The following is a 17523-nucleotide window of genomic DNA, read 5'->3' as shown; positions in this document are numbered from 1 at the left end:
ATGAAGATCAAGGGCGCACCATGATTTTTTGCGGACTGCCTCTTGCCCTGGCGGGAAAAACGGGGCCCCTTCCCATGTTCAATTGCCTGTCTGCGGACTTTGGTGGCACACTTCTCCCACCAGCCCGCAGCGCCTCGATGCAAGACAGATGCAGACACCGGATCCCGCACCAGAGAAGAAAGCCCAGCCCAAACCCAGGCGCATCCTGCTGGTCAACGAGCAGCGATCCTTTCAGATGATGATGAAGGCGATGCTGATCAACATCGGCATCAACCGCATCACCTACATCAACTCCGCCGACGAGGCGCGCCGCCGCTGCCAGAAGGAGAGCTTCGACATCTATCTGCTGGACTACGAGCTGGGAGCGGGCGAGAACGGTCGCCAGTTGCTGGAGAGCCTGCGGGACCAGCAGCTGATCCCGCCCCAGAGCGTGGTGATCATGGTCAGCAGCGACAGCTCTCGCGCCATGGTGCTGAGCGCGCTCGAGGCCGAGCCCGACGAATACCTGATGAAGCCCTTCTCCCAGGAGCAGTTCTCGTTTCGCTTGAAGCGTGCCCTCGCCCGTCGCCAGTCCTTGGAGAGCGTCTTCATCGCCCTCACCCAGAACGATATGCCGGCGCTGATCGAGGCTTGTGCCAGACAGGCCGATGCGGTGCCGCGCTTTGCCAACTTCTGCCGCTGCCTGCAGGCCGACACCCAGCTCAAGCTCGGCCAGGCCAAGGAGGCACGCAGCCTGATGCGCCAGCTGCTGGCCGCCCAGGAGAACAGCTGGGCCAGATTGACCCTGGGCAAGGCCTGCTACCGTCTGGCGCTCTATGACGAGGCGGTGAGCCACCTGCAGGCGACGCTCAAGAACACCCCCCTGATGGTGGAGGCCCACCTCTGGCTGGCGGAGTCCCTGCTCTCCCTTGGCAAGGAGGAGCTGGCCCAGCAGGAGCTGCGCCGGGCGGTGGACATCTCCCCCCAGTCGGTGCAGCTCTCCCGCCGGCTGGCAGAGGTGTGCCTGCAGCGCCACGACTACGGCCAGGCCAAGGATGTGCTGCTCGCCCTCATCGACCTGTCGCGCAACTCCATCCACCGCACGCCGCATTATCTCGGGGCCTATATCCAGACCCTCACCTTGTACGCCCTCAACAGCAACGACGGCTATCACATCGCCAACCTGCAAAAGCAGGTGAACTCGGCCCTGTCGCGCATTCGGGATTCCCTGATGATGTCGGAGTTCAACTACCCGGTGTTCGAGCAGATCTGTCAGGCCAGGGTGCGCATCGCCCTGGGGGAGCTGCTCAAGGGCAAGAAGATGCTCTATCGCGCCAACCAGAACTGGCTCGACAAGCCCGAGACCATGCCCCCCGCCCTGCTCGGCGAGACCATACTCGCCCTCTACCAGCTCGGGGAGTTCGAGTACGCCGAGAGCCTGCAATCCCTGCTGGCGGAGGATGAAGACAGGCTGCTCACCACCTGCATCCAGGTGACCCGCGACGACAAGACGGTGCAGGAGCGCCGTCAGCGCTACCAGCAGCTCAACGATCTCGGCATCAAGGCCTACCAGAGCGGGGAGCTGGAGCAGGCCCTCGGCCATTTCCGCGAAGCCCTGCGCCGGGCTCCCGCCAATACCGGCGCCGCCCTCAACAAGATCCAGGTGCTGCTGCAGCTGATGCAGAAGAACCGCAAGAGCCCGGAATTTGGCGCCGAGTGCAAGGAAACCCTGGAGGTGCTGGAAGGCATCCCCCTCAATCCCGCCCAGCAGGATCGCTTTCGCAAGCTGCGCCAGGAATTTAACCAGCTAGCCTAGCCAGCGGCACCTCTCCCTCACCTATGCTGATACAGACTCAGACAAGGAGGGGCGACAGCATGGGGATGTGCCGATACCTGGTGGCAGATGGCCGCCACTGCAGCGAAGAGGCGGGGGATCACGACCTGTGCCACTGGCACGACCCCCACGCCTCCCACTCGTCACCGGACACGGCCGCGGCGCTGGAGCGCTATGTGCGCCAGGGGGGCCTGTGCCACGGTCTGCAACTGGCCCGCGCCGATCTCGCCGGTCTCAACCTGGTGAACAGAGAGGGGCCACAGGGGTTCCTGCTGGAGCAGTGCAACCTCTATCGCGCCAACCTGAGGGGCGCCCACCTCTTTGGCATTCGCATCAAGGGCGGCAGCCTGATGAAGGCCGACCTCAGCGAGGCCAACCTGCACTGCGCCGAGCTGCACGACGTCAACCTGCTCGGCATCCGCTGGAAGAACACCCGGCTCGACAACCTGGACACCGGCAGGCGCCTGATGCAGGACAGGAAGGGGCGACGCGAGCGGGATCCGGTGCAGGCCCGCGTCTGGTTCAAGGAGGCGGAAGAGACCTATCGGGATCTGCGCAAGGCCTCGGAGGCCCAGGGGATCTTCACCATGTCAGGCCGCTACATCCAGCAGGAGCTCACCATGCGCCGCCTGCAGATGCCGTTCTGGTCCTATCACCGCTTCGCCTCCTGGATAGTGGATCTCTTCTGCGGCTACGGGGAGGCCCCCATGCGGGTGGTGCTCTTCTCCCTGCTGCTCATCTTCATCTGCAGCATCTTCTACTTCTTCTGCGGTCTCAACTTCGCGGGCAACCACCTCATCTACCGCCCGGAGGCGACCCTCGAAGAGAACGCCATCTTCCTGCTCGAATGCCTCTACTACAGCGTGGTGACCTTCACCACCCTGGGCTATGGCGACTTCACTCCGGTCGGCCTGTCGCGGATCTTCGCCGCCTTCGAGGCCTTCACCGGCAGCTTCACGCTGGCGCTGTTCGTGGTGGTGTTTGTCAAGAAGATGACCCGCTAAAACCTGTCCACGATCTTGCTGTGAGGCCGCTTCCAGGGCGCATGTGCTGCTCGCTGATGTGTCACCAGACGCTCTCATGCATACCTATACACTCAGGTTCCTGCGCTTCACCTTGCCGACAGATAGTGAACAGGTTCCGATGCAAGTTCAGGAGCGGCACAGGGCGTCCCCCGGAACTTGCATCCAGACCGGATTCCTAGTCCAATAGCGACTAATAAAAACGACATGAGCACCCCGAACATGAAGATCATCTCTTTCAATATCAATGGCCTGCGCGCCCGTCTTCATCAGTTGCAAGCCATCATCGACAAGCACCAGCCGGATGTGATCGGCCTGCAGGAGATCAAGGTGCACGACGAGGCCTTCCCGGTGGCGGACGTGGAGGCCATGGGCTATCACGTGGTGTTTCACGGCCAGAAGGGTCACTACGGGGTCGCCATCATGAGCAAGCAGGCCCCCATCGAGGTGCAGAAGGGGTTCCCCACCGATCCGGAAGACGCCCAGCGCCGCATGATCATGGCCAGCTTCAAACGGGAAGACGGCTCCATCATCAAGGTGATGAACGGCTACTTCCCGCAAGGGGAGAGCCAGGATCACGAGACCAAGTTCCCGGCCAAGCAGAAGTTCTACGAGGACCTGCAGCACTACCTCGAGACCCACCACAGCCCGGACGACCAGATAGCGCTGATCGGGGATATGAACATCTCCCCCACGGATCTCGACATCGGCATCGGCGAGGCGAACCGCAAGCGCTGGCTGCGGGATGGCAAGTGCTCCTTCCTGCCCATAGAGCGGGAGTGGATGGAGCGCCTCAAGGGGTTCGGCCTGACCGACACCTTCCGCGCCGCCAACCCCACCGAGTGCGAGCGCTTCTCCTGGTTCGACTACCGCTCCAGGGGCTTTGACGAGAACCGGGGCCTGCGCATCGACCTCATCATGGCCTCCGACGCCCTGAAGGACAAGGTGACCGAGACCGGCATCGACTACGAGCTGCGCGGCATCGAGAAACCCTCGGATCACGCCCCCATCTGGACCTGCTTCGCCTGATGAACGCCCGCCAGTGGGGGCATCAGGCCCCCACTGGCACTTGCTTGCTCCTCGCTGCCTACCCTTTCACCGTCCCTGTCACAGGCTGTCGCGCCCCACCTCTCCTCCCGCCGTAAGGTCCCGAGCCAACAGCTCAGGTTCAACTTTGTCACTCTATTATTAAAAAACCCTTGTATTGCAAAACGTTAAATGTGCAAACATGTCATTAACAGCCCCCATTGATATCCAAGTTGCACACAACCATAGTGGCTCAACCGGCAGGAGTGTGAAGATGAAGGTTTCAGGCGCCAGGAAAGAAGCATTCAAACGCGGTTTTATGGCCCTGGCACTCGCCAGTGCGCTCACGGGTTGTGGCAACGACAAAAGCGCCCAGGCCCAGACACTGCCCCCGGTCCCCGTGGTGGTGGCCACCGTCACCCCTGCCGATGTGCCCCTCACCACCGAAGTGGTCGGCGAGACCGCCGGCTTTCGCGAGATCGATGTGCGCTCCCGGGTCGGCGGCATCCTGCTCAAGCGCACCTATGTGGAGGGCCAGCCGGTCACCGAGGGACAAGAGCTGTTCCTGATCGATCCCGCCCCCTATCAGGCGGCGCTGGAGCAGGCGCAAGGCAGCCTGGCCCAGGAGCAGGCCCGCCTCAACAAGGCCAGGGCAGACAAGGATCGCACCATTCCCCTCTATCGTCGCCAGGTGGTGAGTCGCAAGGACTATGACGACACCATAGCGAACTACGAGGCAACGCTGGCCTCCCTGCAAGCCGCCCAGGCCAAGGTGAAGGAGGCGGCGCTCAACCTCGGTTACACCAGGGTCACCGCCCCCATAGACGGCATGGCGAGCAAGAGTTCACAGTCCGAGGGCAGCCTCATCACCACCAGCGGCGACAGTGGCCTGCTCACTACCATCACCCAGTTCGATCCTCTCTATGTGAACTTCTCCTACTCGGAGCAGGATCGCCTCACCTTCGAGAACTCCCTCAAGAGCGGCAAGCTGCAAGCCCAGGACAGCACTAACTGGCGCACCCATATCCGCCTCGCAGATGGCTCCGTCTATCCCGACGCGGGCAAGATCAACTTCTCGGATAACAGGGTCGATCCCCAGACCGGCACCATTCGTGCCCGCGCCATCTTCGACAACAAGCAAGGCAAGTTGCTGCCCGGCCAGTTCGTGCGCATGACCATAGAACTCGGGGTGCGCAAGAATGCCATCCTGATCCCCGAGCGCGCCATACAGCAAGCCCAGGCCGATCGCATGGTGATGGTGGTCGGTGCCGACAACAAGGTTGAGCCTCGTCTGGTCAAGCTCGGCCAGAGTGTCGAGGGCGGCGTCCTGGTCGAAAGCGGCCTCAAGGCGGGAGAACGCTATGTGACCGAAGGCCTGATGAAGGCGCGTCCCGGCGCCACCGTCAAGCCCGTCAGTCCGGAACAGATGAAGGCGATCAGCGCCGAGGTCATCAGTCGCAGCGGCGCTCAGTAAGGAGTTTCTATGTTTTCCAAGTTCTTCATCGAGCGCCCCATCTTCGCCAGCGTGATCTCCATCATCATAGTGCTGGCCGGGCTGGCGGCGATGCGCTCCCTCTCCATCGAGCAGTATCCCCAGATCACCCCACCCGTGGTCTCGGTCACCACCTACTACCCAGGGGCGACCCCGGAAGTGATCGCCAAAACGGTCGCCGCGCCTCTGGAGCAGCAGATCAACGGGGTGGAGGACATGATCTACATGCAGTCCTCCTCCGCCTCCAATGGCCAGATGAACCTCAACGTCTACTTCAAGATAGGGACGGACCCGGATCAGGCCACCATCAACGTCAACAACCGGGTCTCCGCCGCCATGGCGCAGATGCCCGATGACGTCAAACAACAGGGGCTCACGGTACGCAAGAAGTCGACCTCCATCCTCCAGGTCGTCACCCTGGCCTCGCCCAAGGGAACCTTCGATACCACCTACCTCTCCAACTACGCTCTGCTCAACATCATCGATGAGCTCAAGCGCATCCCTGGGGTCGGCGACATCACCTTGTTCGGTGGCACCGACTATGCCATGCGTATCTGGCTGCGGCCGGACCGGCTGGCTCAGCTCGAGCTCACTCCGAGCGACGTGATAGGCGCCATCCGCGAGCAGAACACCCAGTTCGCGGCCGGCAAGATAGGCGCCCAGCCCACCACGGCGCCCATCGACTTCACCTACACGGTGCAGACCAAGGGCCGGCTCGAGGACGTGACCGAGTTCCAGAACATCATCGTCCGCTCCATGCCGGATGGCTCCAAGATCCGTCTGCGGGATGTGGCCAGGGTCGAACTCGGCGGCAAGGACTACGATGTGACCGCCAGCCTCAATGGCAAGCCGGCGGTGGGGATCTTCACCTACCTGCAGCCGGGGGCCAATGCCGTCGCTGTGGCCAACCAGGTCCATGAGACCATGGAGCGCCTCAAGGCCCGCTTCCCCCAGGATGTGGATTACCGCATCCCTTACGACACCACAGAGTTCGTGAAGATCTCCATCGAGGAGGTGGTGCACACCCTGTTCGAGGCGATCGTGCTGGTGTTTATCGTGGTCTATCTGTTCCTGCAGAACCTGCGTGCCACCCTGATCCCCTGTATTGCTGTGCCGGTGTCGCTCATCGGCACCTTCGCCGGCATGCTGGTACTGGGCTTCTCCATCAACCTGCTGACCCTGTTCGGCATGGTGCTCGCCATCGGGATAGTGGTGGATGACGCCATAGTGGTGCTGGAGAACGTCGAGCGGATCATGCGCGAGAAGAAGTGCTCCCCCAAGGAGGCGGCCATTCTCGCCATGCAGGAGGTCTCAGGCCCTGTGGTGGCCATAGTGCTGGTGCTCTGCGCCGTCTTCCTGCCAGTCGCTTTCATGGGCGGCATGACGGGGGTGATGTACAAGCAGTTCGCCATCACCATCGCCGTCTCGGTCGCTATCTCGGGTCTGATAGCCCTGACCCTGTCGCCGGCCCTGTGCGCCATCTTGCTCAAAGAGGGCCATCATGAACCCGCCCGCTTCTTCGTCTGGTTCAACCGGATGTTCGACAGCCTCACCGCCCGCTACGTACGCGGGGTGGCCTTCCTCAACCGCCGGGTCGGGGTGGCGTTCACCATCATCGCGGTGATCCTGGTCTCCATCTACGGCCTGCTGATGAAGGTGCCGGGGGAGCTGGTGCCCAACGAGGATCAGGGTTACCTGCTCTCCGCCGTCATGCTGCCGGATGCCGCCTCCCTGACCCGCACCCAGGCGGTGGCCAATCAGTACGACCAGATCGCCATGGCCAACCCTCATGTGCAGGACGTGGTGACCTTCTCCGGCTTTGACATTTTGTCGAGCTCCATCGTCAGCAACCGGGGGGTGAGCTTCCTCCCCCTGAAGTCCTGGGGCGAGCGCGAGGGTGAGGGTCAGGACTCCTTCTCCCTGGCCAAGACACTGCAGGGGCTCAGCGCCATGGGGCAGTCCGATGGTTTCGTCGCCTCCTTCAACCCGCCCCCGATCCAGGGCATGTCCACCACTGGCGGCCTGGAGGCCTATCTGCAGAACCGCGGCAGCGGCGATGCGAAATCCTTCGCCGCCGAGGTCGACAGCCTGCTGGAGGCGGCCAAGCAACGCCCCGAACTGGCCAGCGTCACCAGCACCTATCGCGCCAATGTGCCCCAGGTCTTCCTGGATCTCGACCGCGAGAAGGCCAAGGCGCTGGGGCTGCCCATCAACGCCGTGTTCGACACCATGCAGGCCACCTTCGGCCAGGTCTATGTCAATGACTTCAACCAGTTCGGCCGCACCTACCGGGTGCAGTTGCAGTCCGAGGCGGACTACCGCGCCAGGAAGAGCGACATTCGCAACGTCTATGTGCGCTCCAACAAGGGGGATATGATCCCCCTCAGCAGCCTGGTGACGGTGCGTGACACCACGGGTCCCGAGCTGGTGGAGCGTTTCAATATCTTCCAGGCGGCCAAGATCATGGCCCAACCCGCACCGGGCTACAGCTCGGGCCAGGCCATAACCGCACTGGAGGAGGTTGCCAACGACACCCTGGGCAATGAGGCCACCCTGGCCTGGACCGGCTCCGCCTATCAGGAGAAAGAGGCCGCAGGCAGCGCCGGCACCGCGTTCGGTTTCGGCATCCTGATGGTGTTCCTCATCCTGGCGGCCCAGTATGAGCGCTGGACACTGCCGTTTGCGGTGATCACCGCCGTGCCCTTCGCCCTGTTCGGCGCCCTGCTCGCCACCTGGACTGTGGGGCTGACCAACAACGTCTACTTCCAGATAGGGCTGGTGACCCTCGTCGGCCTTGCCGCCAAGAACGCCATCCTCATAGTGGAGTTCGCCGTGATGAAGCACGAGGAGGGAATGAGCCTCCTCGAGTCGGCATTGGAGGCGGCGCGGCTGCGTTTTCGTCCCATCGCCATGACGTCGCTCGCCTTCATCCTCGGCTGTGTGCCGCTGGTGACCTCGAGCGGCGCCGGTGCCGCCAGCCGCCATGCCCTCGGCTGGCCTGTGATAGGCGGCATGCTGGCGGCGACCTTTATCGCCATCTTCTTCATCCCGCTCTTCTTCCGCCTCATCATGAATCGATCGGAGTCGCGAGCCCAGCCCCCCAAACCCTGACCCTGAGCCCCCGCCCATGCGGGGGCTTTTTTGTTCGCAATCCCGCCATTTCTTAATCCATATCAACTCTTTGGCTGACGGGGTTTGCCACGCCTTGACCTTCACCTTTCGGCAAGGTTTAGACTCGGCCCATCCGTCCCAGGGAAACCGCCCATGTTGTCATCGAGATTGCCCACAGTGCTCATCGCCCGGCTGTTGCTGGGGCTGCTGCTCGTCTGCAATCTCACCCTCTGCATCGGCTGGCATGGCGCGGCGGCGAGTGAGGAGGCGACGTCCTCCTCCCTCGCCATGAACGGGGCCGCCACCATGCCTGCGGCCATGCAGGGGCTCTCCTGCCACGACGGCGGTGATGGCTACGCGGCCGCCGACCCCAATCAGGACGAGTGCCAGATGCACGGCGGCCTCACCTCGCCCATGGGGGCCGGGCTGCCGCTGCTGGCCGCCCTGCTGACCCTGCTCGCCCTGCCCCTGTTGCTGCTGCCCCTCGGGACGGTTGGCAACGTTCTGGACAACTGGTTGCGGGATCCCTTCCTGCGATCCCGCGGCACCCACCCTCCCTCCTGGCCGCGCCGACACCTGATGCTGTCGGTGCTGCGCCACTAGAAAGCGCTTCTCTCGCGGCGGCGGCAAGCCTCGGCTTGCCCGTTTTCTGCCGCCTTGCCTGACCCTGTGCCCTGGCCAAACCGGCCCGCTCGCAGGGAGCCGTGCGCGCTGACACAGCTGCGCCCCGTTTGCCGCCCGTGATGCCTTACCCATCACCCACTCGGCGGCCTGACAGAAGAGAAGAGATACCATGTCATCCACCCCAGTTACCCGGTCTGCCTGCGCGCGGCCGTGCCAGTCGCCCCTTCGCCTCCCGCGCACCGGAGGCCTGTCATGAACAAGACACTGTTGATGTCCGCCCTGCTGCTGGCCCTAGGCGCCGGTGGCGGCTACTGGGTCGCCAGCCACCTGCCTGGCAATGGCGCCAGCGCCGAGAAGACGCCGCTCTACTGGGTCAACCCCATGGATCCCCGCGACAAGCGCGATGGCCCCGCCAAGGACAACATGGGGATGGACTTCATCCCCGTCTATGAGGAGCAGAAAAGCGGCTCCCCCGGCACCGTCACCATCAGCCCCGAGATCCAGCAGAACCTGGGGGTGCGACTCGCCAAGGTCGAAAAGCTGCCCATCCACCAGCAGATCGAGACGGTGGGCTATGTCGGCTATGACGAGGACAGGCTGGAGGCGGTCAACGCCCGTATGGCAGGCTGGATCCGCACCCTCGCCATCAAGAGCGAGGGGCAGCAGGTCAGCAAGGGGAGCCTGATTTACGAGCTCTACGCCCCGGATCTGGTCAACGCCCAGCACGAGTATCTGCTGGCGCTCAACACCGCCAACCCCCTGCTGCTGCGCGCCGCCGAGGGCAAGCTCAAGTCCCTGCAGGTGCCGGCTGATCAGATAGCGGCCCTCAAGCGCAGCCGCCAGGTGCAGGAGACGGTGCGCATCTATGCCCCGAGCAGCGGTTATGTCTCCGAGCTCAAGGTGCGCGAGGGCCAGTATGTGGAGCCCGCCGCGGCGCTGTTCAACATCAGCACCCTCAAACAGGTGTGGGTGAGTGCCGAGGTGTTCGAGCGCCAGGCGGCCCAGCTGAAGGTGGGGGATCCGGTCACCATGACCCTGGACTACGCCCCCGGCCGCCACTGGCAGGGCCGGGTCGATTACCTCTACCCGACCCTGGATGCCGCCACTCGCACCCTCAAGGTGCGGCTGCGCTTCGCCAACCCGGACGAGTTTTTGAAACCCAATATGTTCGCCAAGGTGAGCATTCGCACCGGGCAGGGGGAACCCCGGCTGGTGGTGCCGAGCGAAGCGGTGATCCGCACCGGCAGCCAGGACAGGCTGGTGCTGGCGCTGGGGGATGGCAGCTTCAAGTCGGTCGCCGTCACCCTGGGCCCCCAGTTTGGCGACAAGGTGGCCATCAGGGAGGGAGTCGAAGCGGGGGACAGCATAGTCAGCTCGGCCCAGTTCCTGCTCGACTCCGAATCGGCCATCGATTCTGACTTCCAGCGCATGACGGCGGTGCGCCCCGCCCAGGTGTGGACCCAGGGCGAGGTTGAGAGCATCGATCTGGCCAACCGTACCCTGATGGTCTCCCACCAGCCCATCCCCGAGTGGCAGTGGCCCGCCATGGAGATGGCGTTCACCGTGGCGGACGGGGTCGACATCAGCAAGCTGGCCGAGGGACAGACTCTCCATCTGCAGGTGTTGCAGGAGGGGGATGAGTACCGCATCACCAGCATCCATCAGGAGAGTGCTCCGGCCAGCGCTGATGCGCCGGTAAAGGATGAGATGGAAGGCATGGACCATAGCCAGCATCAGATGGCGATGCCCGAGATGGAGAAGAAGTCATGATCCCTTCCATCATTCGCTGGTCCGTCGGCAACCGCTTTCTGGTGCTGCTGTTGACCCTCATGCTCACCGCCTGGGGGCTCTGGTCGGTGAAGCAGACCCCGGTGGACGCCCTGCCGGATCTCTCCGACGTCCAGGTGATCATCAAGACCTCCTATCCGGGCCAGGCGCCTCAGGTGGTGGAGGATCAGGTGACCTACCCGCTCACCACCGCCATGCTGGCGGTGCCGGGGGCCACCACGGTGCGCGGCTACTCCTTCTTCGGCGACTCCTTCGTCTATGTGCTGTTTGACGACAACACCGACCTCTACTGGGCCCGTGCCCGGGTGCTGGAGTATTTGAGCCAGGTGGCCCCCAATCTGCCCGCCTCTGCCCGCCCCCAGCTCGGCCCCGATGCCACCGGGGTGGGCTGGGTCTACCAGTACGCCCTGGTGGACAGAACCGGCAAGCATGACCTCAGCGAGCTCACCTCGTTGCAGAACTGGTTGCTCAAGTTCGAGCTGCAGACGGTGGACGGCGTCTCCGAGGTCGCCACCGTGGGCGGCATGGTGCGCCAGTATCAGGTACGGGTCGACCCGGACAAGCTGCGCGCCTACGGCATCCCGCTCTCCCTCATCGAGACCGCCATCCAGCAGGGCAACCAGGAGACCGGCGCCTCCGTCATCGAGATGGCGGAAGCGGAGTACATGGTGCGCTCGAATGGCTACCTCAAGAGCGTGGAGGATCTGAAGCAGATCCCGCTCGGTACCACTGTACGCGGCGCCCCGCTGCTGCTGGGGGATGTGGCGGATGTGGTCACCGGCCCCCAGATGCGGCGCGGCATTGCCGAGCTCAACGGCGAAGGGGAAGTGGTGGGCGGCATCATAGTCATGCGCTATGGCGAGAATGCCCAGCACACCATCGACGGGGTCAAGGCGCGACTGGCTGAGCTGAAAAGCAGCCTGCCGGAAGGGGTGGAGATCGTCACAGTGTACGATCGATCCGATCTTATCCAGCGCGCCATCGACAACCTCTCCGGCAAGCTCATTGAGGAGTTCGCGGTGGTGGTGCTGGTCTGCCTCGCCTTCCTGTTCCACCTGCGCTCGTCCCTGGTGGTGGTCATCACCCTGCCCATCGCTATTCTGGTGGCCTTTATCGTGATGCACCTGCAGGGGATCAACGCCAACATCATGTCGCTCGGCGGCATCGCCATCGCCATCGGCGCCATGGTGGATGGCGCCATCGTGATGATCGAGAACGTCCACAAGCATATGGAGCGGGAGGCGCTCACCGACAAGAACCGCTGGCGCATCATCACCGAGGCGAGCATAGAGGTGGGGCCCGCCATCTTCTTCTCCCTGCTGATCATCACCATCAGCTTCCTGCCGGTGTTCGCGCTGGAGGCGCAGGAGGGGCGGATGTTCCACCCCCTCGCCTACACCAAGACCTACGCCATGGCCGCTGCGGCCGCACTCGCCATCACGCTGGTGCCGGTGATCATGGGTTACTTCATCCGCGGCAAGGTGCTGGCGGAACAGGCCAACCCGCTGAACCGCTGGCTAAGCCAGGGCTATGTGCCGCTGCTCAAGGCCGTCTTGGCCCGTCCGAAAACCACGCTGATGCTGGCGGCGGTGGTGACGGTAGCGGGCTTCTGGCCGCTCAAGTACCTGGGCTCCGAGTTCATACCGCCGCTCGATGAGGGGGACATCATGTACATGCCCACCACCGCGGCCAATATCTCGGTGGGCAAGGCGCGGGAGATCCTGCAGCAGACCGACAAGCTCATTCGCACCGTCCCCGAGGTGCAGAACGTGTTCGGCAAGGCGGGGCGCGCCGAATCGGCCACCGACCCTGCAGACCTGGTGATGATGGAGACCAGCATCCAGCTCAAGCCCCGGGATCAGTGGCGCCCCGGCATGACCCCGGAGAAGCTCAAAGAGGAGCTCGACTCCCTCATCCGCTTCCCCGGCCTCACCAACGCCTGGGTGCCCCCCATCAAGACCCGCATCGACATGCTGGCCACCGGTATCAAGACCCCGGTCGGCATCAAGATAGCGGGGCCGGACCTCAAGGTCATTCAGCAGCTCGGCCAGCAGCTGGAGCAGATCGTCGGCAAGGTGGAAGGGGCCTCATCGGTCTACGCCGAGCGGGTGGCCGGCGGCCGCTACGTCAAGGTGGACATCGACCGGCTCAAGGCTGCCCGTTACGGCCTCAATATCGCCGACGTGCAGGCGGTGCTCGCCACCGCGGTGGGCGGCATGGAGGTGGGGCAGACCATAGAGGGTCGCGAACGCTACCCCATCAACCTGCGCTACCCCCAGAGCTATCGCGACTCGGTAGCCAGTCTGGAGCTGCTGCCGCTGGTGACCCCGAGCGGCGCGCGCATCGCGCTGGCGGACGTGGCCCGGGTCTATATCAGCGACGAGGCCCCCATGCTGCGCAGCGAGAATGCGCGCCTGAACGGCTGGGTCTACGTCGATATTCGCGGCCGCGACATCGGCTCCTTTGTGGCAGAGGCCAAGGCCGAGGTGGACAAGCAGCTGGCGCTGCCGGCGGGCTATGCCCTCACCTGGTCTGGGCAATACGAATACATGGAGCGGGCCAAGGCGCGCCTCGCCTACGTGGTGCCATTGACCGTCGCCATTATCGTGTTGCTGCTCTATCTGGCGTTTCGCCGCTTCCAGGAGGTGCTGCTCATCCTCACTACCTTGCCGCTCGCCGTGGTGGGCGGGATCTGGACCCTCTGGCTGCTCGACTTCAACCTCTCGGTGGCGGTGGGGGTGGGCTTTATCGCCCTGGCCGGGGTGGCGGTGGAGACCGGCGTCCTGATGCTGGTCTACCTCAACCACGCCTGGGATGACCTGGTGGCGAGCGGCAAGCCGGACAAGGCAGGCCTGCACCAGGCAGTCATCCACGGCGCCGCCCTGCGCCTGCGCCCCAAGATGATGACGGTGGTGACCATCATCGCCGGCCTGCTGCCCATCATGTGGAGCCACGGCACCGGCTCCGAGGTGATGCAGCGCATCGCCGCCCCCATGATCGGCGGCATGGTGAGCGCGCTGGTGCTGACCCTGCTGGTGCTGCCCGCCGCCTTCTATCTGTGGAAACGCCATGCCCTGGACCAAAGCGTGAACGAACAGGCCGAATAACCCTGATGCACAACCAAATCAACGACGTTAAGGAAGATCAGATGAACTACAAGACGCTCACTTTGACCCTGCTGCTCGGCCTTGGCGCCATGCAGGCTCAGGCCGAGATGACCATGAACCACGAGGGGCACGACATGTCCCAGATGGAGGGGATGACCCTGGCGGAGGCGGGCGACATGACCATGACCCGCGGCATCATCACTCGCATCGACGGGCAAAACGGCAAGGTCGGCATCAAGCACGAGGCCATCGCGAACCTCAAGATGCCGGCCATGACCATGGTGTTTCGGGTGGCCGATCCGGCCCTGCTGGAGGAGCTCAAGGTGGGGGATGCGGTGCGCTTTCACGCCGAGAACCCGGCGGGCAAGCTGACGGTGATGGCCATCCAGAAGCAGTAACGGCTCACCACAACAATAAAAACGGCGGGCACCAGACCCGCCGTTGTTTTATCTGCGATCTCGACCGGATTCAGCCGCGAATATGGTCGATAAAGGCATCGATCTGCTCGCGGGTGCAGGCGGGGTTCATAAAGACCGCCTTCTCCCCGGCGATATAGGAGTACTTGCCGCGCGCGTCGTACTCCGAGTGGGCCACCGCCTCTACCCAGTTGGTGTAGAGCCCCACCTTGCCGCGCTGCTTGAACAGGTTGCGGTGGTATTCGGTGTTGCGGGCCAGCCGCGCCTTGTAGGCCGCGTCCGGGCTGCGGGCCAGCTCGAAGGCGAACTCGGCTTCCGGATCGCTCACCCACTCGGGGTTGTAGATCTTGAAGCCCACGCTCGGCCCCTGGTTTTCCTGGGCCACCAGCTTGACGTTGCCGAGCTGGCTCAGGCGGAAGCGGAAGTAGTTGGCATTCTGCAGGCAGTGGGCCAGCACGGTGCGATAGCCCTCCACCCCCAGGTAGTTGAGGGCCGCATAGGCGCCGAACAGGCCGCTCGCCCCCCGGGAGCACTCGATGGTGGACTGCAGGTGGGTCTGGCCCTGAATGTCCCGCTCGAAGTAGGAGAAGTTCTCCGGGTCGTTCTCCATCGCCTTGAGGTCATCCTGCTCCCTGATCATCACCAGGCTGGAGGTGTAGGGCACATAGCCCCACTTCTGGAAGTCCACGGTGAAGGAGTCGGCGTATTTCAGCTCCGCAAAGCGCGCCACGTTGCGCTCTATGCCCGCCAGGGTGGCGCCGTTGATGGCGAGCGGGTTGGCGGCAAAGTCGTAGTCCAGGAAGAAGATCATCGACCAGCCGATGGCGGCGTCGACGTGGATGTGGGGCTTGACTGCCACCTCGAACCGCTCGCAGAGGCGATCCCGCAGCTCGACCACAGGCTTGACCCGGTCCACCCCGAAGGTGTCCGTGGTCCCCATGGTGAGCATGATGGTGGGCACCACGTGCTTCAAGGCGAAGCAGGCGGTCAGGGTGCGCTCGAGATCGGCGAGATCGATGTCGTTGTTCTCGCCCACCTGGATGCGGATGGTCTTGTTCTCTATGTCCACCCCGAGCAGGGAGAGGTTGGTGATGTTGGAGTAGTGGCCGCCCTGGGAGTTGATGATGCGGTAGTCCTGATAGTGGCCGAGCCCCTTGTGCTTGGCCTCTGGCAAACTCTTGCGGATGCCGAGCAGGTAGCCATAGAGGTTACAGAAGGTCCCCCCCTGAGTGAAGATGCCGGTGGCGCGGGCCGGATCGTATCCCGCCAGCAGGGCAATCTGGCGCACCACCTTCTTTTCGAGCTCCTCGGCCACCCCGGCATACTCGGAGTAGACCAGGTTGGGGTTGGCGAGGATCCCCATCTGGGCGCCGTAGATGGCGGGATCCGCCGACATGGTGATGACGTTCTCGACGCTGGAGGGGTTCTCCCAGTCTTTGGACAGCGCGCCGGCAAACAGCAGCTCCGTCATGGGCTCCCCCGGGGTGCGCATCTGTGCGGGCACCGGCATGGTCTCGCAGAGATCCGCGAGGCGGGCGCGGCCATCTGGCCAGGCGTTCAGACGCGCATCCGGCGCCAGGCCACGGGCGCGAAACTCGTTGAGGGTGGCGAAACCGGGCTCGCGAAACACCGGCCAGAGATCGGGGTTACGGGAGAAGAAGTTGGCTTTGACGGTGGCGAAACGGGCGGAGAATTCGGGGTGGACGGCGTTGACGCCGTCATCTTTCAGATAGACAAGATCGCTCATGATAAGACCATTAGTACTGCAAATGTGCCCCGGTTATACCCCCGGGGCGGCGCAGGAGACAGCGACAATAACTAATGGCCTGCCCTACTTTTTATCATGACCACGGCAGTCGGGGGCTGGCGGCCCCCCTGCGCCGGAGCCCGTGCTCCGTTTCGTGATCCGGGTCATGCCTCTCAGCGCAGGGCCGTCAACAGCCAGGCCTCCAGCTCCGCCAGCTCGTGGGCCCTGGCCGGGAACTCCCCCATCAGCGAGTGCAGCAGCGCCGCCATCGCCTCGGGTCGGTAGGGCGCCCCCACCAGCCGCTCGGCCAGGGCATCCAGGGGGGCCGGATCCAGGCTGTCGCTGAAGATCTGCGCCCGTCCTATCACCCCCTTCTCCACATCGAAATGCAGCTCCACCCCGCCCCAGCCGAAACGCTCGTCCAGCTGATGGCTGAACGCAGGGGCATGGCCGAAGTTCCACTCCCAGCTGCGCTGGCGGGCGAAGGTCTCGGCGAAGCCGGGCAGATCCGGCATCCGCTCGGGGGAGATATGCTCGGGCGCTACCCGCTCACCGTAGTAGTGGAAGAAGGCCTCGATGAGGGCGTCATTCACCTGCTGGTGATCTATCCCCGGCAGCAGCTCGCAGAGGTTCGCGACCCGGCTGCGCACCGAGGTGATCCCCTTGGCCGCCAGCTTCTTGGGGTCGGGGTTGAGGTAGTTGGCCAGACGGCCGAGGTCTGCGTCCAGCAGCAGGGTGCCGTGGTGAAAGCCGCGATCCTGGGTCTCCCGGTAGGCGGAACCCGACACCTTGCGATCCCCGTCCGCCGTGGCCACCAGCAGATCGTTGCGCCCCGAGGCAGAGGCCGCGATCCCCAGCCGCTTGAGGCCATCCAGCACGATGGCGGTGGAGACGCCCTTGTCATAGCCGGGCTTGCCCGCCATGAAGGTGAAGCAGCTGTTGCCGAGATCGTGGAACACGGCCCCACCGCCGCTGCTGCGCCGTGCCAGAGTCACGCCGTCCTCTTCCATGCGGCGGGTGTTGCACTCCTTCCAGGGATTCTGGGCCCGGCCTATCACCACGGTATTGGCGTTGCGCCACAGGAACAGCACCCGCTGGGCGGGGTCCATCTGGCGGAAGATGCACTCCTCCACCGCCAGGTTGAACAGGGGATCGTGGGAGTCGGAGACCAGCAGGCGCAAGGGAGACATAGGGGGACCTCATTGGAAAAAGGGGAGACTACCATACCACCCTGCTCCCGGGGCGTCCTCCCCTGACCACGGCCCCAGCCACCCGTTCGGCCATCCACTATGGCTGCGGTGGCCGGAGTTGACCTGAAAGCGCCTAAAAAATGCAATCCATCAGCAACGGAGCAGCCTGTAAGCACGAAGAGGTACA

General features: G+C 63.8%; 11 protein-coding genes. 9 read left to right on the top strand and 2 right to left on the bottom strand.

Annotated features, from left to right (window positions below):
• Positions 1-148: 148 nt before the first annotated feature.
• The 9 genes from HB860_RS04965 (at position 149) to HB860_RS04925 (ending at position 14381) form a co-directional block, all read left to right on the top strand.
• Positions 149-1795 carry a tetratricopeptide repeat-containing response regulator gene (locus HB860_RS04965; RefSeq protein WP_247625918.1) on the top strand — a complete coding sequence of 549 codons (1647 nt, stop codon included), beginning with the start codon at positions 149-151 and terminating at the stop codon, positions 1793-1795.
• Positions 1796-1854: 59 nt separating this feature from the next.
• Positions 1855-2817: an ion channel gene (locus HB860_RS04960; RefSeq protein ID WP_247625917.1), complete on the top strand. Its 963-nt coding sequence runs from the start codon at positions 1855-1857 to the stop codon at positions 2815-2817.
• Positions 2818-3057: 240 nt separating this feature from the next.
• Complete coding sequence (gene xthA / locus HB860_RS04955) at positions 3058-3864, top strand: exodeoxyribonuclease III (RefSeq protein WP_247625916.1); 807 nt, start codon at positions 3058-3060, stop codon at positions 3862-3864.
• Between the two features lie 271 nt (positions 3865-4135).
• Positions 4136-5335, top strand: coding sequence for an efflux RND transporter periplasmic adaptor subunit (locus tag HB860_RS04950; protein WP_247625915.1), 1200 nt, complete (start codon positions 4136-4138; stop codon positions 5333-5335).
• A gap of 9 nt (positions 5336-5344) precedes the next feature.
• Positions 5345-8464 (top strand): efflux RND transporter permease subunit, encoded by a 3120-nt coding sequence (locus HB860_RS04945; protein WP_247625914.1) that lies wholly within the window; start codon positions 5345-5347, stop codon positions 8462-8464.
• A 153-nt stretch (positions 8465-8617) separates the two neighbouring features.
• Positions 8618-9067, top strand: coding sequence for a hypothetical protein (locus HB860_RS04940; RefSeq protein WP_247625913.1), 450 nt, complete (start codon positions 8618-8620; stop codon positions 9065-9067).
• 273 nt (positions 9068-9340) lie between these two features.
• Entirely contained in the window at positions 9341-10858 is a 1518-nt protein-coding gene (locus tag HB860_RS04935; protein ID WP_247625912.1) for an efflux RND transporter periplasmic adaptor subunit, read from the top strand.
• Positions 10855-13983: an efflux RND transporter permease subunit gene (locus tag HB860_RS04930; RefSeq protein ID WP_247625911.1), complete on the top strand. Its 3129-nt coding sequence runs from the start codon at positions 10855-10857 to the stop codon at positions 13981-13983. The genes HB860_RS04935 and HB860_RS04930 overlap by 4 nt, the downstream gene beginning before the upstream one ends.
• 41 nt (positions 13984-14024) lie before the next feature.
• Positions 14025-14381, top strand: a complete 357-nt coding sequence (locus tag HB860_RS04925) for a copper-binding protein (RefSeq protein ID WP_247625910.1) — start codon at positions 14025-14027, stop codon at positions 14379-14381.
• Between the two features lie 70 nt (positions 14382-14451).
• Here the strand turns inward: HB860_RS04925 and HB860_RS04920 are convergent, their stop codons facing one another.
• Positions 14452-16146, bottom strand: coding sequence for a pyridoxal phosphate-dependent decarboxylase family protein (locus tag HB860_RS04920; RefSeq protein WP_247625909.1), 1695 nt, complete (start codon positions 16144-16146; stop codon positions 14452-14454).
• Between the two features lie 173 nt (positions 16147-16319).
• Positions 16320-17336 (bottom strand): lipoate--protein ligase A, encoded by a 1017-nt coding sequence (locus HB860_RS04915; RefSeq protein WP_247625908.1) that lies wholly within the window; start codon positions 17334-17336, stop codon positions 16320-16322.
• Positions 17337-17523 lie beyond the last annotated feature (187 nt).

The sequence above is a fragment of the Aeromonas genomosp. paramedia genome (assembly GCF_023093515.1).
Classification (GTDB): Bacteria; Pseudomonadota; Gammaproteobacteria; order Enterobacterales; family Aeromonadaceae; genus Aeromonas.
Note: the sequence above shows the minus strand (reverse complement) of the source record. Positions and strands in the feature narration are given on the sequence as shown.